The organism is Xanthobacter sp. ZOL 2024 (assembly GCF_052932325.1).
Map to the genome: position 1 here is coordinate 1,226,663 of NZ_CM128808.1, position 18,338 is coordinate 1,245,000.

16 protein-coding genes and 1 pseudogene (1 of these 17 cut by a window edge) are annotated in these 18,338 nt (G+C 67.6%); 6 read left to right on the forward strand and 11 right to left on the reverse strand.

Annotation, left to right across the window (positions count from 1 at the left end; translation table 11 throughout):
- Positions 1-361: 361 nt before the first annotated feature.
- The 4 genes from ACU4E7_RS05875 to ACU4E7_RS05890 all read left to right on the forward strand — a co-directional run bounded on the left by ACU4E7_RS05875 (position 362) and on the right by ACU4E7_RS05890 (position 5,485).
- On the forward strand, positions 362-1,498 hold the full coding sequence (locus tag ACU4E7_RS05875; protein WP_447020954.1) for a helix-turn-helix transcriptional regulator: 1,137 nt from the start codon (positions 362-364) through the stop codon (positions 1,496-1,498).
- Between the two features lie 161 nt (positions 1,499-1,659).
- Positions 1,660-3,381, forward strand: a complete 1,722-nt coding sequence (locus ACU4E7_RS05880; RefSeq protein WP_447020955.1) for a di-heme-cytochrome C peroxidase — start codon at positions 1,660-1,662, stop codon at positions 3,379-3,381.
- Positions 3,365-4,612 carry a cytochrome P450 gene (locus ACU4E7_RS05885; RefSeq protein ID WP_447020956.1) on the forward strand — a complete coding sequence of 416 codons (1,248 nt, stop codon included), beginning with the start codon at positions 3,365-3,367 and terminating at the stop codon, positions 4,610-4,612. Before ACU4E7_RS05880 ends, ACU4E7_RS05885 begins: the two co-directional genes overlap by 17 nt.
- 132 nt (positions 4,613-4,744) lie before the next feature.
- The gene (locus tag ACU4E7_RS05890; RefSeq protein ID WP_447020957.1) at positions 4,745-5,485 is read left to right on the forward strand and encodes a TetR/AcrR family transcriptional regulator; all 741 of its coding nucleotides are present in this window, start codon (positions 4,745-4,747) and stop codon (positions 5,483-5,485) included.
- 62 nt (positions 5,486-5,547) lie between these two features.
- Here ACU4E7_RS05890 and bktB read toward each other — a convergent pair whose 3' ends face one another.
- The 9 genes from bktB to ACU4E7_RS05935 form a co-directional block, all read right to left on the reverse strand.
- The gene (gene bktB / locus ACU4E7_RS05895) at positions 5,548-6,732 is read right to left on the reverse strand and encodes a beta-ketothiolase BktB (protein ID WP_447020958.1); all 1,185 of its coding nucleotides are present in this window, start codon (positions 6,730-6,732) and stop codon (positions 5,548-5,550) included.
- Positions 6,733-6,890: 158 nt separating this feature from the next.
- Positions 6,891-7,961 carry a 3-hydroxyacyl-CoA dehydrogenase family protein gene (locus tag ACU4E7_RS05900; protein WP_238123777.1) on the reverse strand — a complete coding sequence of 357 codons (1,071 nt, stop codon included), beginning with the start codon at positions 7,959-7,961 and terminating at the stop codon, positions 6,891-6,893.
- Positions 7,962-8,137: 176 nt separating this feature from the next.
- Positions 8,138-9,166, reverse strand: a complete 1,029-nt coding sequence (locus tag ACU4E7_RS05905) for a phosphotransferase family protein (protein ID WP_447020959.1) — start codon at positions 9,164-9,166, stop codon at positions 8,138-8,140.
- On the reverse strand, positions 9,163-10,380 hold the full coding sequence (locus ACU4E7_RS05910; protein WP_447020960.1) for an acyl-CoA dehydrogenase family protein: 1,218 nt from the start codon (positions 10,378-10,380) through the stop codon (positions 9,163-9,165). Before ACU4E7_RS05910 ends, ACU4E7_RS05905 begins: the two co-directional genes overlap by 4 nt.
- A 269-nt stretch (positions 10,381-10,649) precedes the next feature.
- Positions 10,650-11,291, reverse strand: coding sequence for a CoA transferase subunit B (locus ACU4E7_RS05915; RefSeq protein ID WP_238123780.1), 642 nt, complete (start codon positions 11,289-11,291; stop codon positions 10,650-10,652).
- A gap of 1 nt (position 11,292) precedes the next feature.
- On the reverse strand, positions 11,293-12,006 hold the full coding sequence (locus ACU4E7_RS05920; protein ID WP_238123781.1) for a CoA transferase subunit A: 714 nt from the start codon (positions 12,004-12,006) through the stop codon (positions 11,293-11,295).
- A gap of 367 nt (positions 12,007-12,373) precedes the next feature.
- Positions 12,374-13,942, reverse strand: a complete 1,569-nt coding sequence (locus ACU4E7_RS05925) for a 2-isopropylmalate synthase (protein ID WP_238123782.1) — start codon at positions 13,940-13,942, stop codon at positions 12,374-12,376.
- Between the two features lie 377 nt (positions 13,943-14,319).
- The gene (locus ACU4E7_RS05930) at positions 14,320-15,096 is read right to left on the reverse strand and encodes a DUF1499 domain-containing protein (RefSeq protein ID WP_238123783.1); all 777 of its coding nucleotides are present in this window, start codon (positions 15,094-15,096) and stop codon (positions 14,320-14,322) included.
- Between the two features lie 143 nt (positions 15,097-15,239).
- On the reverse strand, positions 15,240-15,842 hold the full coding sequence (locus tag ACU4E7_RS05935; RefSeq protein ID WP_238123784.1) for a L,D-transpeptidase: 603 nt from the start codon (positions 15,840-15,842) through the stop codon (positions 15,240-15,242).
- Positions 15,843-16,143: 301 nt separating this feature from the next.
- Between ACU4E7_RS05935 and ACU4E7_RS05940 the strand changes: the two genes are divergently transcribed.
- Together ACU4E7_RS05940 and ACU4E7_RS05945 are read left to right on the forward strand one after the other, a co-directional pair.
- On the forward strand, positions 16,144-16,353 hold the full coding sequence (locus tag ACU4E7_RS05940) for a hypothetical protein (protein WP_238123785.1): 210 nt from the start codon (positions 16,144-16,146) through the stop codon (positions 16,351-16,353).
- Between the two features lie 145 nt (positions 16,354-16,498).
- Positions 16,499-17,461 (forward strand): magnesium transporter CorA family protein, encoded by a 963-nt coding sequence (locus ACU4E7_RS05945; RefSeq protein ID WP_238123786.1) that lies wholly within the window; start codon positions 16,499-16,501, stop codon positions 17,459-17,461.
- A gap of 234 nt (positions 17,462-17,695) precedes the next feature.
- Here the strand turns inward: ACU4E7_RS05945 and ACU4E7_RS05950 are convergent.
- Both ACU4E7_RS05950 and ACU4E7_RS05955 read right to left on the reverse strand, forming a co-directional pair.
- Positions 17,696-17,821, reverse strand: a pseudogene (locus tag ACU4E7_RS05950) (integrase core domain-containing protein); the annotation flags it as partial.
- A gap of 20 nt (positions 17,822-17,841) precedes the next feature.
- Positions 17,842-18,338 (reverse strand): IS3 family transposase gene (locus ACU4E7_RS05955; RefSeq protein WP_447020961.1); it runs 693 nt beyond the window's last position. Within the gene, positions 17,842-18,338 belong to an annotated coding region that runs on past the window's edge; the region does not span the whole gene.

The window sequence follows — 18,338 nt, forward strand, 5'->3', positions numbered from 1 at the left end:
GCCCGCCCGGCCGGCGGCGACACCGCGACGACGCCGGTGGCCACCCGGCCATCACGCAGCATCTGCGGGCCTTTCGCCACAAGCCACCACGAGTGGCCCGCGCGCTTCATCCTCCATATGGGGGATGAGGCTCAAGCCCATCGTCTTGCAGGCTGGCACCATTATGCAATGCTGGGGTGACGCGGGCGGCAACCGCAGGTGGCCGGGTGGTATCGGGCGACATCTGGCGTCCCCCGGGGGACGGGCCGCGCAATGGCGCCACGGGCCGGGTCACAACCCCGAGCGCACCGGCGCCGCGCCTGGGCAGCGCCGTTGGTGGCCCTGGGGCCGGCGCACCGGGCAGAGACGAAATGGGGCGGACATGGACGATCTCGACCAGTATTCGCGGCTGATCCACGACGTTTACGAGCTGAGCGGCGATCCCGATCAGTGGGGCCTGCTGCTGGAAGGCATCACCCGCTTCATCGGCGGCCGCGTCACCCAGCTCGCCGTCTTCAGCCTCAAGAACAATCTGCGCCCCACCTGGCGGGTGTGGGGCGCAGATCAGCAGGAATACCGCACCTTCATCTACCGCCACGCCACCGAGGATCCGCGCCTGTCCTACATCCTCTCCAACCCCGGGCGGGTCATCTGCGCCGAGGATGGGGTGGACCCGGAGCAGTTCCGCGCCACCGCCTGGTTCCGCGAGGTGGTGGAGCCCATGGATCTCGAACACTCGCTGGTGTCCTATTTCGCCAAGGAAGCGGACATCATGGCCACCCTCGCCTCCATGCGCGGCCGCGAGCCAGGACCGTTCGGCGCCCATGAAAAGCAGCGGCTGGGCCTGGTGGTGCCACACCTGCGGCGGGCGTTTGAATATTATGCCCTGCTCGATGAGGCGAAGGCCAAGGTGAACGACATCGGCGCCGCCCTCGACATTGTCGATGCCGGCATCTTCCTCACCGACGCCGACCTCAACGTCGCCCATGTGAACCGCGCCGGCGAAGCCATGCTGAAGGCCGGCGACATCGCCGTGCGCAGCGGCCGGCTGGTGTTCAAGGACACGCGCGCCGCCCGCCAGATGCCGGCGGCGGTGGCCCAGGCCCTCGCCGCCGCCCGGGGCGAGACCCACCTCAGCCATGCGGACCACATGGAAGTGCCGCGACAGGAGGGCGACGAGGCCCCCTATCGGGTCTCCCTGCATCCCCTGCCGGAAACCGCCGAGGCCGCGCGGCTCACCCAGCGCTCGCAGATCGCCGTGGTGGTGCGGGCGCCGGCCCGCAGCGGCGCCGACGTGGCGCGCCGGCTGCAGACCACCTTTCACCTCACCCCCGCCGAGGCCGGGCTGGCGGCGGCGCTGGCATCCGGCGCCGCCCTGGCGGACTATGCCCAGCAGCGCAATGTGGCGCTCTCCACGGTCCGCAGCCAGCTCAAGGCGCTCTATGAAAAAACCGAAACCCGCCGCCAAGGCGAATTGGTCGCACGGCTGCGCGGCAGCCTGGACTTGAGCCTGGCCTGAACTCAGATTGTCCTTCAACGGGACACAACTGACATGATGCGTGCGGGAGCGATCCGCATCGGCGCCTGACGGGTCCGGCCGGCGATGCGAATCTCTCCCGCCCTCTCTCCAGCCAGCGCGCCCCTGCGGCGCGCCCGCAAGACAGGTGATCAGGGGGCGACATGGTGGGGCGGACGACCAAGGTGGTGCTGGGCGGCATCGCCAGCGTGGTGGTGCTCGCGGCGTTGACCAACGCCGTGGTGCACAAGGAGCCGGCGGCGCCCGACAAGGCGGAAACCGTGGTCCATCTCGACCAGGGATGGGACGCGGCGCGGCGCGAGCAATTCTATTTCACCCCCCAGGGCAGCACCCTTCTGCCCTATGCCTTCCTCAAGGCGCTGGAGCAGCCGGAGGGCGAGGGCCTGTTCCTTGATCCCAAGGCGGTCGCCCAGACCGGCTTCCTGCCGGCCCTGGGCCCCTCCCCGCTCAATCCGGACGGGCTGCCCATCGGCTTCGTGAAGGACCCGCGCCCCGGTGGCGCCTTCGGCCCCATGGCCGGCCTCACCTGCGCCGCCTGCCACACCAACGACATCAAGGTGGGCACCACCCGCATCCGCATCGACGGCGGCGCCTCCCTCGGCGATTTCCAGATGCTGATGGCGCGTCTGTCCCAGGCGCTCGACGCCACTTTGGCTGACCCCGCCAAGTTCCAGCGCTTCGCCGCGCGGCTTTCGGCCAAGCCGGAAGCGGTGCGCCCGGCCCTGGAAGCCACCGCCAGCGAGATCCGCCGGCTCGATGCCGCCGGCTGGACCCCCTCGCCTTACGGCCGCGGCCGGCTCGACGCCTTCGGCCACATCCTCAATGCGGTGGCCGCCGAGGCGCTGCACAGTCCCGCCAACTTCCGGGTGCCGGACGCACCGGTGAGCTATCCCTTTCTGTGGACCACCCCGTTCCAGCGCTATGCCCAGTGGAACGGCGTCGCCGGCAATCCCATCGGCCGCAATGTGGGCGAGGTGCTGGGGGTGTTCGGCCATCCCAGCATCGGCACCGGCGCGCCGGCCACCTTCTCCTCCACCGCCCTCGCCGACAATCTCCATGCCCTGGAGACCTGGGTGGCCGAGCTGAAGCCGCCGCCGTGGCCGCGGGAGCTGGGCCGGGTGAGCCCGTCCCGCGCCCGCAAGGGGGCCGCGCTCTTCGCCACCCATTGCAGCGGCTGCCATGGGGGCCCCGACTATCCGCTGACGCCGGCGGCCGACACCATCGGCGGGCGGCAGTGGCTGGCGGTGAAGATGGTGGATCTCGGCACCATCAAGACCGACCCCAAGATGCTGCAGAATTTCGCCACCCGCACCGCCGAGACCGGCGCCCTCGCGCCCCTGTTCGGCGGCGCGCCGCAAGTGCCGGCGGGCGGCGTGCTGCTGGCCGTGGTGGGCACCATCGTCGAGAATGACTTGCGCACCCTCGGCATCACTGGCGACGCCCGCAAGGCCTATTATGGCTGGCGCTTCGCTCCGGACAGCGAGAAGCCGCAATCGGGCTGGACCACGCCGCTCGCCTACAAGGCCGGGCCGCTGGCCGGCGTCTGGGCCACCGGCCCGTTCCTGCACAACGGCTCGGTGCCCACCATCTACGACCTGCTCTCGCCTCCGGGCGAGCGGCCGAAGCGCTTCTATGTGGGTTCGGAGCGCTACGACCCGAAGATGCTCGGCTATGTCTCGCAGCTGGAGAAGATCCCGGAAGGCGAGCGTGCCGGCCTGTTCCTGTTCGACACGGCGCAGCCCGGCAATTCCAACGCCGGCCATGCCTTTCCCGATCCTTCGGTGGCGCGCCTGTCGCCCTCCGATCGCTATGCCATCATCGAATATCTCAAGGTGCTGGAGGGACCCGATGTCCGCGCGCACTGACACGCCCTATCTCGACCAGCTCAACGCCCTCGCCCCTAAGGACCGCTGGCCGCTGGCCCGCACCCTCATCAGCACGGACCCGCGCGGCTTCTTCGCCGAGCTGCGGGCCCATGCCCCCATCTACGAGACCGCCGAGGTGACCCTCATCGCCAAGCGGGCCGACGTGATCGAGGTGCTGTCGGCGCCCAAGATATTCACGGTGGACCTCTACAGGCCGAAGATGGGCGACTTCATGCTCGCCCAGGACGAGACGGTGGTGAACTACCGCGACAAGTCGGTCATGCGCGCCATCCTCACCTGGGACGATCTGCCCAGGGTCCGCGCGCTGGTGGCCGAATGCGCCGAAGCGGCGCTGGATGGCGCCGGGGCACAGATCGAGCTGGTCTCCGCTTATGCCCGGCTAGTGCCGCTGCGCCTGGTGCAGCGCTATTTCGGCATCAATGGCCCGGACGCCGACCTGCTCGACTGGTCCTATGCCAACCAGATGGACCAGTTCAACAACCTGCCCTACGACGGCCGCCCGGACGCCGACGCCATCCACGCGGCGGCGGAAGCCTCGCGGGTGAAGCTGAGGGCGCTGTTTGCCCAGCTGATCCCGCTCCGCTTGGCCGAGATCAAGGCCGGCACCGCCCCGGACGACATGCTCACCCGCATCCTCTCCCTCCAGCTGCCGGCGAGCGCCCAGTTCGGCATGGACCGGGTGGTGATCAATGTGGGCGGGCTGCTCATCGGCGCCATCGAGACCACTGCCGAGGCGGTGGTGAATGCCCTCGCCGAGCTGTTCGCCCGGCCCGAGGTGCTGGCCGGCGCCCGGGCCGCCGCCCTCGCCGACGATGATGCCACCTTCGACGGCTACGTCTGGGAGGCTCTGCGCTTCTCGCCCATCGTCGCCTTCATGTTCCGGGAGGCCTCGGCCACCTCTACACTGGCCGGCGGCACCGCGCGGGAGAAGGTGATCGGCGCCGGCACGGTGCTGCTGCCCCTGAGCCTCTCGGCCATGTTCGACCCCGACTTCGTCGCCGCGCCGGAGGAGTTCCGGCCCGACCGGCCGCTCCACACCTACCTCCATTTCGGCTATGGCCACCACGAATGCCTGGGCCGCTACGTGGGCTCCGTGATGATCCCGGAGCTGGTCAAGCACGTGCTGAAACGCCCGGCCGCCCACCCCAAGGGACCGGTGGAGATGGACGGGACCCCCTTCCCCCAGCGCTGGCCGCTCGCTCTCGCCTGAAGCCGGCCGCGGCGCTGCAACGCCGAACGAACGCTCGCTTGACTTTTTGCGCCCAGAACCTGTCATACAGGGGACACCAAAGCCAAAAGAGCGCCCATTAAAGCGCCCTGGGGAGCGATCTGGGAGAGCGATGTGACCAACGACCGGCGTCCACCCGCCAGCGCGGACTATTCGCTGGAGGGCCTGTGCGCGCGCATCTATGAGCGGCATCGCGACACCATCAAGGTGCAGAAGCCCCGGGTGGCGGTGGCCAATCTCGCTCGGATCGTCGAGGCGGTGCTCACTTTGTCCAACCGCCAGGGCTTCCACGCCACCTCCCTGCGCGACCTGTCCCGCGCCGCCGGGATCAGCATGGGCGGCCTCTATTCCTATTTCGATACCAAGGACACCCTGCTGCTCATGATCCTGGAGCAGGTGGCCGGCGCGGTGGAAGAGGCGCTGTCCCAGCCACCCGAGGAGGTGGCGGGGGATCCGGCGCGGCATCTGCGCTGGCTCATCGAAACCCATGTGGGCCTGTCGGAGGCCATGCAGCCCTGGTTCGTGTTCGCCTACATGGAAGCCAAGGCCTTTCCCGCCCCCGCCCGCACGGCGGCGGTGGAAAGCGAATTGGCCACCGAGCGCATGTTCGCTGCGGTGCTGGAGGCCGGTGCGGCCAGCGGCCGGCTGAAGGTGGACGATGTGGAGTTCACCGCCACCCTGATCAAGCCGCTGCTGCAGGATTGGTATGTGAAGCGCGGCAAGTACCGCAAGCGCGGGGTGACTGCGGTGACCTATGCCGCGCGGGTGGCCGATTTCGTGTTGGCCGCCCTCGCGCCGCCGGCTCCGCTGCCGGTTCCCGCCGCGCCACGCCGCGCGCCGAAGCCGGCCGTGTAACGAAAAAGGCCCCGGAACCGATCCGGGGCCTCTTTCATTTCAATGCCGCCCGTTCGCGCGAGTCACACCCGCTCGACGATGGCGGCGATGCCCTGGCCGCCGCCGATGCACATGGTGATGAGGCCATAGCGCTTGCCGGTGCGCTGCAGCTCATAAAGCGTCTTCACCATCAGCACCGCGCCGGACGCACCCACCGGGTGGCCGAGGGCGATGGCGCCGCCATTGGGATTGACCTTGGCTGGATCGAAGCCGAGCGCCCGCCCCACCGCGCAGGACTGGGCCGCGAACGCCTCGTTGGACTCGATCACGTCGATGTCGGCCACGGTGAGGCCGGCCTTGGCGAGGGCGGTCTTCACCGCCGGCACCGGGCCCATGCCCATTTCCGAGGGATCGACGCCGGCGAGCCCGTAGGAGACGAGGCGCGCCATGGGCTTCAGCCCCTTGGCCGCCACCGCCGCGCCGGTGGCCAGCACCACCATGGCGCCGCCGTCATTGATGCCGGAAGCGTTGCCGGCGGTGACCGTGCCGTCCTTCTTGAACACCGGCTTCAGCTTGGTCATGTCGGCCAGGGTGACGTCGCGGCGCACGTGCTCGTCGGTGTCGAACACCACGGTACCCTTGCGACCGGCAATCTCCACCGGGGCGATCTGGTCCTTGAAGTAGCCCGCGTCGATGGCGGCGGCGGCGCGCTTGTGGCTCTCCACCGCAGCCGCGTCCTGCACATCGCGGCTTACCTGGTAGCGCTCCGAGATGTTCTCGGCGGTCACGCCCATGTGGCCGTGGCCGAACGGGTCGGTGAGCACGCCGATCATCATGTCGATGGCCGAGGTCGGGCCCATGCGCTGGCCCCACCGCACCGCCGGCATCAGATAGCCGCCGCGGCTCATGCTCTCGGCACCGCCGGCGAGCGCCATCTCGGCGTCGCCCAGCTTGAGGATCTGGGTGGCATTGACGATGGCCTGCAGGCCCGAGCCGCACAGCCGGTTGACGGTGAGGGCGGGGGCCTCCTTCGGCACGCCGGCCTCGATGGCCACCACGCGGGAGATGTACATGTCGCGCGGCTCGGTGTGGATCACATTGCCCACCACCGTGTGGCCGATCTCATCGGCGGCGATGCCGGCCCGGGCGATGGCAGCCTTGGCCGCATGGGCGCCGAGGGCGGTGGGGGGAATGTCCTTCAGCGCGCCGCCGAAGCTGCCCACCGGCGTGCGGGCGCCGGCAACGATGAAGACGTCGGGATTGCTCATGGTGAAAACCTCCCAGAACGGTCAGGACGCAGGCCACCGCGCGCGATGGAGCCGCGGGCGACAGTCGGCGGATGAAACAGGGCCCTGCTCAAAGATCAAGCCGACGCGGCGGGGGCGCTGCGTCGGCCGAGGGTGCGCCGGCCACGGACGCGGCGCATTCAGGCTGCCGCGGCGGCGAAAGCGGGCACCGGGTGGCCATCGCGCGCGCACAGGGCCTCCACCGCCTGCTCGACGGTTGCGGCACCATAGCGGCGCATGAGAGCGAACGGCCCCTCCTTGAACTTCAGCGCCAGAACCGCGCCCTGGTCCACGGCTTCGGGCGCGGCCACCTTTTCGGCCGCCAATTCCAGGGCCGGCAATGCCAGGGCGCCCAGCAGGCGGCGCTCCACCAGGTCGAGGTCGGCACCGGCAACGCGGCTCTCAAGGGGCCAGTCCGCCCCGGTGGCCGCCTGCGCGTTCAGGGTGCGGCTGGTTTTGTAGAAGGGGCCGAGGGAGCCGAGATTGGTCATGGCATGGGCGGAGACCGCCGGCCGGATCAGGTTCATGACGGTGAACGGCCCCGCCGCCGCGCCGAGCCGCTCTTGCGCCACCTGGTCCACATCCGCCGTGCCGGCGATGCCATCCTCGATGATGCGGGTAGCCTCGTTGTAATAGGGACAGAAGAAGCGGTTGATGGCGAAGCCCGGCCGATCGAGGCACGGCAGCGGCGTGCGGCGGGTCGCCTTGAGGAAGGCGAGCGCAGCGTCAACCGTCGCCTGCGTCGTCGCGTCGGAACGGACCACTTCCACCAGCGGCGAGACCTCCGCCGGGCTGAAATAGTGCAGCCCCAGGAAGCGCGGGGCGAAGGCGAAGCCCACTGACAGATCGCCTACCTTCAGGGCGCTGGTGTTGGTGGCGAGCACCGCCGCCGGCGACAGATGGGGCTGAAGCTCCGTGAACAGCGCCCGCTTCACGGCGAGATCCTCGAACACCGCCTCGATCACCACATCGGCGGCGCCGGCCTCGGCCAGGGTGGCGGGACGCAGACGGGCGAGCGCCGCCTGGGCATCGGCCTCGGCCATGCGGCCGTTCTTGACCCAGCGGGCATAGACGCTGGCGGCGCGGGCCCGGAGCTTCTCAACCCCGTCGGCGCGAGCATCGAAGACCTGGACCTCGAAGCCATGACGCGCCGCATCGAGGGCGATGCCGCCGCCCATGAGGCCGGCTCCAATGACAGCCAATCGGTTCATCTGCACTCCTCCCACGTCGCGACCGGCGGGCACGGCCGCATGCGCCTGACCGTCGGCCGGCACCGCGGATGCGGTCATCGGAACAGACTGGATCAAACGTTTGTTTGGTGAACCTGCATACGCCCGTCGCCCACGTCGTGCAATGGCGGGCTCATTTATGAAATGCTATTTCATAATTATATGGGCGCTGAGGTCAACTCCGCGGCACGACGGGCGAAGGCGGCGGCGAGGCGCCCCGTATCCCCGGCATTGGCGGAATTGGCGTTTCCGGCCTTGGCGCGGGCGGCGATGCCCTCGAAAATCACCGCCCAGCGGAACAGCGCGAACGCCATGTGAAAATCCGTCAGCGCCTGGCCATGGTGGGCGGCGGCGCTGTAGTCCGCCACGAACTGTGCACGGCTCGGGATGCCGAGGGCGGCAAGGTCCAGCCCTTCGATGCCGCCATATTCATCGGGCTTCGACACCCAGGCCATGGCGCAATGGGCGAGATCCGCCAGCGGATGGCCGAGGGTGGACAATTCCCAATCCAGCACCGCCACCACCTCGGGCTTCTGCGGATGGAACATGAGATTGCCGATGCGATAATCGCCATGCACCAGGCTGGTGGTGTCGTCGGCGGGAATATGCGCCGGCAGCCACGCCACCAGGCGATCGATATTCTTGTCGTCGCGGGTGCGGGAGAGCTCCCATTGCCGGGTCCAGCGGCCGATCTGCCGGGCGAAATAATTGCCCGGCTTGCCGAAATCGGCGAGCCCCACCGCCGCGACGTCCACGTTGTGGAAGGCGGCGAGGGTGCGCGCCATGGCGCCATACATGGCCCGTCGCTCCTCCGGTGACACCCCCGGCAGGGTGCAATCGTGGAACACCCGGCCTTCCACCTTCTCCATCACATAGAAGGGGGTGCCGATGACCGTGCGATCGCTGCAATAGAGCAACGCCGGCGGCACCGGCACATCGGTGCCGGCCAGCGCCCGGATGATGCGGTATTCCCGATCGATGGCATGGGCCGAGGGCAAAAGCTCTCCCGGCGGCTGCTTGCGCAGCACCAGGGCACGGCCGTCATAATCCACGAAGAAGGTGGGGTTGGACTGGCCGCCGGCAATGGGGGTGAGCCGCGGCGCCCCGGAAAGCCCCTCCACATGGGCCTTCAGATGGGCATCGAGGGCTCCGACATCGAAGCCCGGCTGAACGGCGGCGTCGCTCATGCGCGCGCCTCCGCCACTGGCCAGCGCCAGAACGCGCCTTCTTCCTTCTCCAGGAAGCGGTTGAGCACCATCTGGTGCACCTCGTCGGCGCCATCCACCAGCCGCGCCTGGCGGGCGTAGCGGTAGATCCATTCCAGCACCGTATCCTTGGAATAGCCCCGCGCGCCATTGATCTGGATGGCGGTGTCGGCGGCCTTGTGCAGGGTGTTGGCGGCCTGGATCTTGGCCATGGACACCTCCTTGCGGGCGAGCCCGCCGCGATCAAGCTCCCACGCCGCCTTCATCACCAGCAGCCGGCCGACCTCGATCTCCATGGCGAGGCGCCCGAGCATCAGCTGCACACTCTCGCGATCCGCCAGCCGCACGCCGAAGCCATGCCGCTCGGCGGCATACTCCCGGGCAATCTCCACGCAGCGGGCGGCGAGGCCCAGCCAGCGCATGCAGTGGGTGAGGCGCGCCGGACCAAGGCGGATCTGCGTCACCTTCAGCCCCTTGCCCACGCCCAGCAGAATGTCCTCTGGGGGAATCTCCAGTCCGTCGAACTCGATCTCGCAATGGCCGCCGTGCTCCTCCGGCCCCATGATGGGAATGCGCCGGAGAATGCGCCAGCCGGGGGTGTCGCGGTGGAAGGCGAAGGCGGTCAGGCCCGTGCGCGGATCATCTGAGGTGCGGGCGATAACGGTGAAATGAGCCGCCTCCTCCGCGCCGGTGATGAACCATTTGCGGCCAAAGATGCGATAGGCGCCGCTGGGCTGCGCTTCGGCACGGGTGAGCATCATGCCCGGATCGGAGCCGCCGCCGGGATGGGGCTCGGTCATGGCGAAGGCCGAGCGCACCGCGCCGGAGACGATGGGGGCGAGCCAGCGGGCCTTCTGATCGGCCGTGCCCACCGCCTCGAACATCATCATGTTGCCATCGTCGGGGGCGGCGGAGTTGAACACCACCGGGCCGAAGATGGAGCGGTTCATTTCCGGATAGCACACCGCCATGCCCATGCGGCCAACCCCGAGCCCGCCATTCTCCGGCTTCAGCTGCAGGCACCACAGGCCCGCCGCCCGGGCCTTCTCCCGCAGGCTGGCGAGCAGATCGGCACGGATGTTCTCGTGGGCGTCATAGGCCTGCGGATCCGCCTCATGGGGCAGGATCTCCTCCGCCACGAAGGCGGAGATGCGGGCCCTGAGGGCCTCGAGCTCCGGAGAGATAGCGAAATCCATGATGTTTCCCCCTCATGCGCCGGGGCGGCGACCCCGCCTCCAGCGGCACCGGAAAAGATGCCCGCATGCGTCGGGACATCTTGCAGTGCAATAGCAACGCCCTGAAAATCCGAGCGAGCGCTCGCTTTTTATAGCATCGGAATGAGGCGCACAAGGCCGGCCGATCCTGCGACCGGGGCACCAAGCAAAACGGGCGGGAGGCTGATCGCCATCCCGCCCGTCGCATGCCTCGTCACCACGCCGGTGCACAGCGGCACCGGCGCCTCACATCACAGACCAACCTCGAACCTGGCGGCGGTCTTGGCCTTGATCTCGTCCAGCGAGACACCCGGCGCCAGTTCCTTGAGCACCAGGGTGCCACCGCGCTTGGTGAACTCGAACACGGCGAGATCGGTGATGACGAAATCGGTCACGTGGGTCCCGGTGAGCGGCAGGGTGCAGCGTTCCACCAGCTTGGGGGCGCCGGACTTCTCCACATGCTCCATGAGCACGATCACCTCACGGGCGCCGGCCACCAGGTCCATGGCGCCGCCCATGCCCTTCACCATCTTGCCCGGCACCATCCAATTGGCGATGTCGCCGTGCTCGGACACCTGCATGGAGCCGAGAATGGACAGGTCCATGTGGCCGCCACGGATCATGGCGAACGAGTCGGCGCTGGAGAAATAGGCGGTTTCCGGCACCTCGGTGACGGTCTGCTTGCCGGCGTTGATGAGGTCCGCATCCTCCTCGCCCTCATAGGGGAAGGGACCGATGCCGAGCATGCCGTTCTCGCTCTGGAACGTCACCGTCATGCCCGGGGGCAGGGCGTTGGCCACCAGGGTAGGGATGCCGATGCCGAGGTTCACGTAGAAGCCGTCGCGGATCTGCTGGGCGGCCCGGGCCGCCATCTGGTCACGGTTCCAGGCCATCTCACTTCACCTCTTCGCGCTTGCGGGTGGTCACCTTCTCGATCCGCTTCTCGGCGTCCTTGGAGACGATGATGCGATCCACATAGATGCCCGGGGTGTGGATGAGATCGCCGTCGAGCGCGCCCACTTCCACCACCTCTTCCACCTCGACCACCGTGATCTTGCCGGCGGTGGCCATCATCGGGTTAAAGTTGCGGGCGGTCTTGCGGTAGACGAGGTTGCCCGCCTTGTCGGCCTTCCAGGCCTTGACGATGGAGAGGTCGGCATGCAGCGCGCGCTCCATCACATACATCTGCCCGTCGAACTCGGCGGTGGGCTTGCCCTCGGCGATGATCGTGCCGTAGCCGGTCTTGGTGTAGAAGGCCGGAATGCCCGCGCCGCCGGCGCGGATGCGCTCGGCCAGGGTGCCCTGGGGGTTGAACTCCAGCTCCAGGTCGCCATTCAGATAGAGCTGCTCGAACAGCTTGTTCTCGCCCACATAGGACGAGACCATCTTCTTGATCTGGCCGTTGGCCAGCAGGATGCCGAGGCCGAAATCGTCCACGCCGCAATTGTTGGAAATGACGGTGAGGTGCTTGGGGCCGAGCTCACGAATGGCGGCGATCAGGTTCTCGGGGATGCCGCACAGGCCGAAGCCGCCGGCCATGATGGTCATCCCGTCGGCAACAACGCCCTCGAGAGCACTTTTCGCGTCGGCGAAAACCTTGTTACGCATTGAAGAAGTCCCTCCGTGGTGCCGGTTCCATCCCCCGATTCGTTCGGCGGCCTCGCCGGCGAAGGCAACCGTGATCCGCGTCTGATGTCCGCGCGGCGAACAGGCGCTTCCCCCGAAACCCCGGCCCGGACCTGTGGTGAGGCTCTCGACAATCACCGCAAGGGGGGCTGGATGGGACCTCGTGACAGGTGGCACCCGCGCGCCGAAGCGAAGGCGGCGGTATGGATGTTTCGTAATCCGCCCCGCCGATCATGCCAAGGGGTTGCCGCACAGCTTCTGCCGCGATGTGCGGAAAGGGTGAAGGCCGGGCGCAAACGAAAACGCCCGGCCAGGCGACCGGGCGTTTCCAGAAGCTGTGCGGACCGCCTCAGCCCACCGCGGTCTGCGGGTTCACGCTCTGGCGCTTCATCTGCAGCTTGTTGAGGGCGGTGATATAGGCCCGGGCGGAGGCCACCAGCGTGTCGGGATCGGCCGCGCGGGCGGTCACGACCTTGCCGTTCTCCTCCAGCCGCACGGACACTTCCGCCTGGGCATCGGTGCCCTCGGTCACCGCGTGCACCTGGTAGAGCTCCAGCTTCGCCGTGTGGGGCACCAAGGCCTTGATGGCGTTGAAGGTGGCGTCCACCGGGCCGTTGCCCTCGGCCTCCTCGGTCTTCACCACGCCATCCACCTCCACCTTCATGGTGGCGCGCTGCGGCCCATGGGTGCCGGCGATGATGGACAGAGAGATGAGCTTGATGCGATCGCTGGCCGCCACGATGCCCTGATCCACCAGCGCCTCGATGTCCTCGTCGTAGACCACCTTCTTCCGGTCGGCGAGGTCCTTGAAGCGGGCGAAGGCGTCGTTCAGGGCGTTCTCGCCCAGTTCGTAGCCCATGGTCTTGAGCTTGTCGCGGAAGGCGGCGCGGCCGGAGTGCTTGCCCATCACCAGCGAGGTCTTGGAGACGCCCACGCTCTCGGGGGTCATGATCTCATAGGTCTGCGTGTGCTTGAGCATGCCATCCTGGTGGATGCCGCTTTCGTGGGCAAACGCGTTCCGGCCGACGATGGCCTTGTTGTACTGCACCGGGAACGAGGTGACCGCCGACACCAGCTTGGAGGCGCGGGTGAGCATGCGGGTATTGATGCCGGTGGCATAGGGGAAGGCATCGGACCGGGTGTCGATGGCCATCACCACCTCCTCCAGCGCCGCATTGCCGGCCCGCTCGCCGATGCCGTTCACCGTGCACTCGATCTGCCGGGCGCCACCGGCGATGCCGGCCAGCGAATTGGCCACCGCCATGCCGAGATCATTGTGGCAATGGACCGAGAACACCGCCTTGTCCGAATTGGGGACCCGCTCGATCACGGTGCGGAACAGGGCCTGATATTCGGCCGGCGTGGTGTAGCCCACCGTATCGGGGATGTTGATGGTGGTGGCGCCGGCAGCGATGGCCGCCTCGACGCAGCGGCACAGGAAATCGATCTCCGTGCGCGTGCCGTCTTCCGACGACCATTCCACATCCGCCACATGGTTGCGGGCGCGCGTGACCGAAGCCACGATCATCTCCAGAACCTCGTGCGGCTCCTTCTGGAGCTTGTACTTCATGTGCACCGGCGAGGTGGACAGGAAGGTGTGGATGCGGGCGCGCGCGGCGTGCTTCACCGCCTCGGCGCAGCGGTCGATATCATGGAGCGCGGCGCGGGACAGGCCGCAGATGGTGGCACGCTTGGCCCGCCGGGCGATCTCCGACACGCTCTCGAAATCGCCGATGGAGGCGATGGGGAAGCCAGCCTCAATGACATCGACGCCCATGTCGTCGAGCAATTCGGCCACCTGCAGCTTCTCCTCGAAGGTCATGGAGGCGCCGGGGCACTGCTCGCCATCACGCAGGGTGGTGTCGAAGATGATGACGCGGTCTTTGGCGACCGGGGCGGTGGAGGCGGTATCGGTCATCGGAACGGTCCTTCTCGCATTCCGGCGGGCGCCGCTCTCAGCAGGGAGAGGCTTCGGGCGCGGGCTTATGCCGGATCATAAGCCGAAATCGTCACCGGGTCTCGGCCCGGCGGTGGCGCGATCCCCTGAGTGCCCAGGCGTAGCCCGGCCGGCCCTCAGGGGCGGCTAAGGAGAAGAAGCGCGCGCAGAATAAGAGCGTTGCCCGGAACCGTGATGGTCCGGGGGGCAGAGGCTGCAGTCTTGGTCGTGCGGGACGACACGGTGGCAATGCTCTCAGCGGTTGCGCTCAGGAGTGGTTCTGATAGCTGACGGCGGCGCGCGGTGCAAGGGGTCTCAAAGCAATGGGTGACGAACCGCCCCTCGGCGCACGGCGCCTCTCAATGCTTGCGGCGTTCCGCGGAGAGATCGGCCATCAGGCCCTCGATGCGCTCCGCATTGGTGCCGAGGTCATGGGTGCCGTAGCGCGACGTGGAGCGCATATCCACCCGCGCACCCTTGGCCGTGGGGCGGATGCGGATCACCACGTCGTTGCGATAGCCCATCACGTGCGAGGTGGCCACCGCCTCGATGCGCCCATCCCGCTGCGTGCCGCGCGGCGGCGTCGCGTCAAGAATGTGCCAGCCGCGTTTCTGCACCAGTGCCAGCACCGCGTTGAAGGCCTCCTCAGGGGTGGCGCTCAGGTCCGCCGGCTTGATACCGGGATAGCCTGCGCGCTGCGCGCCGGCCGAGGCGCCAGCGAAGAGATGGGAGTTCGCCTCGCGCGGATGGGCCAGCAGCAGGGCGCGGAACTGGGGCGGATCCTCCAGATCCGTGGAAATGTCCGATAGAGGCGGCAGCATCAGCCCGCGGGCGACCACCACCGCCGGCGCGGCAAGCACCACCAGGGCCAGGGCCACCGCGGCCATGGCCCGGCCGATGCCGACCCAGCCGCTCTCCCACACGATGAAGAAGCCGATCGCGCCCAATAGCCCGCCGGCCGCCGCCAGGAACAGGCCGGTGCCGAAGGCCACCATGGCGGGCTGAAAATCGAGCACGCCGAGACGGTAGAGCACGATGGAGAGCACCAGCACCGGCACGGCGAACAAAGCGAGCCGGAAGCCCCACTGCGCCGTGGGCGATACCCGCTCCTCCACATAAAGGCGGCGTCTGATCATGGATGGTGCCGCTCGCTCCGCCGGGGGCCACGCCCATCACTCGCCCAATGCCGGCGGCTTTTCAAGCCTCTCGGCCCCAAAACAAAACGGGCGTGGAAAGCCCACGCCCGTTTCAACCCGATGACTGACCTGTCAGGCAGGGCTCAGAGCACCACCACCTCGGCGCCCACCGGGACGCGGCTGTAGAGGTCGATCACATCCTCGTTCAGCATGCGGATGCAGCCGGAGGAGATGGCCTGGCCCAGCAGTTCCGGCTGATTGGTGCCGTGGATGCGGAACAGCGTGTCCTGCCCGCTCTGATAGAGGTAGAGCGCGCGGGCACCCATGGGATTATGCGGGCCGGGGCCCACATAGGACGGCAAGCCGGCAATGCGCTGATGGATTTCCGGGGTCGGGGTCCAGCTCGGCCACTCGGACTTGCGACCGACCTTGGCGCTGCCGCGGAAGGCCAGGCTCTCTTCGCCCACGGTCACACCGTAGCGGATCGCCTTTCCGTTGCCCTCGACATAGTAGAGATACTTATTCGGCGTATCGACGACAATCGTGCCGGCCTTTTTATTCGTCTGATACTCGACGATGTGCCGCGCATACTGCCCTTCAGGCTTCACTTTCGGATACGGCGCGTTCGCAAGCAGTTGCTTGTCCCGCGACGTCATCGCTGCCGTCGGAGCCGGTGCAATGGTCTCCGACATGCAACCCGTAAGCGCCAAACCGAGCAGAAGCGCCCCTGCCGCCCGCCACATCATGTCCGCCTCTTCTTCAAGCCTCACAAGGAGGATTCGAATTTCTATTTTTGGATTAACCGAATGTGGCGAGCGCTTGAAGAGGTGAAGGCCCGCTTGGGCAGCGTTCTTCGCGAGCGTTGCAGAAATGCCTCACACCCTCACCTTTCGTCAGGGCGATTTGGAGTTTCTCAAGCATTTCGGAGCTTTCCTGAGGAGCGACCTCAGAGTAGCCGCAACCGCTGCACAGTTTCGACGCAGTCGCTGCGCATTTGTAAGGCGCATTCCGCAACGTGCCCATGCGTACGGGCAGAGGAGAAGGCAAATGTCTACCACCCAGGCGAACGGCTTCCACCCGGAGACCGAGAGCGAGCTGAAGCGTCAGGCCCAGAGCCAGCAGTGGCGCGCCATCGGCATCTCCGCCGTCGCCGCCGCCGCCGAGCAGGCCGCCAAGAAGACCGAGGCTGAGCTTCAGGCTGCCGCCAAGACCAACCGTATCGTGACCCTGCGCGACATCGATTATTTCGCGGCCTGATCGGCGCGACGTTCTGCGCCTTCGTGGGGCTGCCGCGCAGCCGCGCCAAACGGTATGATGAGCGCTCCTCAACCGCACGCCGCTCGGCCGACGCCGCCGAGCGGGCGAGGCAGTTGCGCAACCCGCTCTTCCTGCAAGGCCTCCGATGATCGTCGCCTACGTGCCCGAAGGCGATCGCCTTCACCCGACGCGCGTCTCCCCGGACGAACCGGTGCCACCAGGCGCCGTCTGGGTAGACCTGCTCAACCCTACGGCCGATGACGACCGGGTGGTGACCGCCTTCGCGGCGGTCGACGTGCCGACCCGCGAGGCCATGCGCGAGATCGAGCCCTCCTCCCGCCTCTACACCGAGGGCGGCGCCCGCTACATGACCGCCGCGCTCCTGTGCGGCGCGGACACCGCCACCCCCGCGGTGCTGGCGGTCACCTTCATCCTCACGGAGCGGCTGCTGATCACCGTGCGCTACGGGGAGCCCCGCGCCTTTCCGCTGGTCGCCGGGCGGCTCGGCAAGCTCTGCCCCTTCACGCCCACCGGTGAGCGAATCCTCATCGAGCTTCTGGAAGCCATCGTCGACCGCGCGGCCGACGTGCTGGAGCAGCTCGACGCCGATGTGGAAACCTTGTCGAAGACCGTGTTCGACGACAATTCCAGCGCGCGCTATCGCGCTGCCCTGCGTCAGATCGGTCGCAAGGAGGGGCTGCTATCGGCGATCCGCGAGAGCCTCGCCTCCCTGCAGCGCATGCTGTCGTTCCTCCCCGCCGACGCGGATGGACGCGACCTGTCCAAGGACCTCAAAGCCTCGGTGAAATCCATGGCCCGCGACGTGGGCGGCCTCGCCGATTACGCCGCCTTCCTGGGCGACAAGCTGCAGTTTCTGCTCGACGCCACCATCGGCATGGTGAGCCTCGAGCAGAACAACATCATCAAGATTTTCGCGGTTCTGTCCGTGGTGCTGATGCCGCCGACGCTGATCGCCTCCATCTACGGCATGAACTTCACGCACATGCCAGAGCTCGGCCTGACCTACGCTTATCCGGCAGCGCTGTGCGCCATGGTCATCTCGGGTATCCTGCCCTACGTCTTCTTCAAGTGGCGAGGTTGGCTGTAGCGCCCCCCATTCGCCACCGCGCGGGGTTTTGGACTAGGCGAGCTGTTCAACCCGCGCCAGCGCTCCTTCCCGATCGAAATCATCGGCTCTTCCGAAAGGTGCTGTGAGCCCCGTCTCCCATCCGGCTGAGGCCAGAGTCCTCGGGTGAGTTTGGCGCTGATGCGCCGGGTGAGCAACGGTCGATCGGCGGAGCTGGTCGGGATTGCGCAGCCGATCGTCCGTTGCGGTGAAAGTCGATGCGAACGCCTTTGGGGTCAGATAGCCGAGTGCGGAATGTGGGCGGTGATCGTTGTAGTCGACGACCCAACGGGCGAGCGCCGACCGGGCATGATCGAGATCACGGAACAACGTCTCATTGAGGCTGACGTTGCCCCCAAGTTTTATCCAGCGGTGAGGTTGTTCTGGCGGTTGGGTTTGGCCTTGTCGGCCGGGTGAGTGGCGGGATCTGGCGCGGAGCTTTTCGCGTGGCGCAGCGGCAGATCCCGTCGCGGGTGGAAGGTGGCTGCGAAAGCGGACGGGGTCTGCCAGCCGAGGGCGGAGTGCGGGCGTGATCCGTTGTAGTCGGAGCGCCACCTGCCCAGGGTCGCTCTGGCCTGGCTCAGCGCCGAGAACAGCGTCTCGTTGAGAAGCTCGTCGCGCAGCCGGCCGTTGAAACTCTCGATGAAGGCGTTCTGCATGGGCTTGCCCGGGGCGATGTAGTGCCACTCGACCTTTGCCGCATCCGCCCAGGCCAGGATGGCATTGGAGGTGAACTCGCTGCCGTTGTCGCTGACGATCATGTTCGGCCGGCCGCGCTCGGCCACAAGACGATCCAGCTCCCGTGCGACACGCCCGCCGGACAGCGATGTCTCCGCAACCAGGGTGAGGCATTCCCGGG

Coding starts and splice junctions, on each gene's coding strand:
- ACU4E7_RS05910 (WP_447020960.1), bottom strand. CDS start 10,380: ATGGATTTCGCTATCTCTCCGGAGCTCGAGGCCCTCAGGGCCCGCATC.
- ACU4E7_RS05875 (WP_447020954.1), top strand. CDS start 362: ATGGACGATCTCGACCAGTATTCGCGGCTGATCCACGACGTTTACGAG.
- ACU4E7_RS05945 (WP_238123786.1), top strand. CDS start 16,499: ATGATCGTCGCCTACGTGCCCGAAGGCGATCGCCTTCACCCGACGCGC.
- bktB (WP_447020958.1), bottom strand. CDS start 6,732: ATGAGCAATCCCGACGTCTTCATCGTTGCCGGCGCCCGCACGCCGGTG.
- ACU4E7_RS05885 (WP_447020956.1), top strand. CDS start 3,365: ATGTCCGCGCGCACTGACACGCCCTATCTCGACCAGCTCAACGCCCTC.
- ACU4E7_RS05940 (WP_238123785.1), top strand. CDS start 16,144: ATGTCTACCACCCAGGCGAACGGCTTCCACCCGGAGACCGAGAGCGAG.
- ACU4E7_RS05935 (WP_238123784.1), bottom strand. CDS start 15,842: ATGATGTGGCGGGCGGCAGGGGCGCTTCTGCTCGGTTTGGCGCTTACG.
- ACU4E7_RS05915 (WP_238123780.1), bottom strand. CDS start 11,291: ATGGCCTGGAACCGTGACCAGATGGCGGCCCGGGCCGCCCAGCAGATC.
- ACU4E7_RS05930 (WP_238123783.1), bottom strand. CDS start 15,096: ATGATCAGACGCCGCCTTTATGTGGAGGAGCGGGTATCGCCCACGGCG.
- ACU4E7_RS05925 (WP_238123782.1), bottom strand. CDS start 13,942: ATGACCGATACCGCCTCCACCGCCCCGGTCGCCAAAGACCGCGTCATC.
- ACU4E7_RS05920 (WP_238123781.1), bottom strand. CDS start 12,006: ATGCGTAACAAGGTTTTCGCCGACGCGAAAAGTGCTCTCGAGGGCGTT.
- ACU4E7_RS05880 (WP_447020955.1), top strand. CDS start 1,660: ATGGTGGGGCGGACGACCAAGGTGGTGCTGGGCGGCATCGCCAGCGTG.
- ACU4E7_RS05905 (WP_447020959.1), bottom strand. CDS start 9,166: ATGAGCGACGCCGCCGTTCAGCCGGGCTTCGATGTCGGAGCCCTCGAT.
- ACU4E7_RS05900 (WP_238123777.1), bottom strand. CDS start 7,961: ATGAACCGATTGGCTGTCATTGGAGCCGGCCTCATGGGCGGCGGCATC.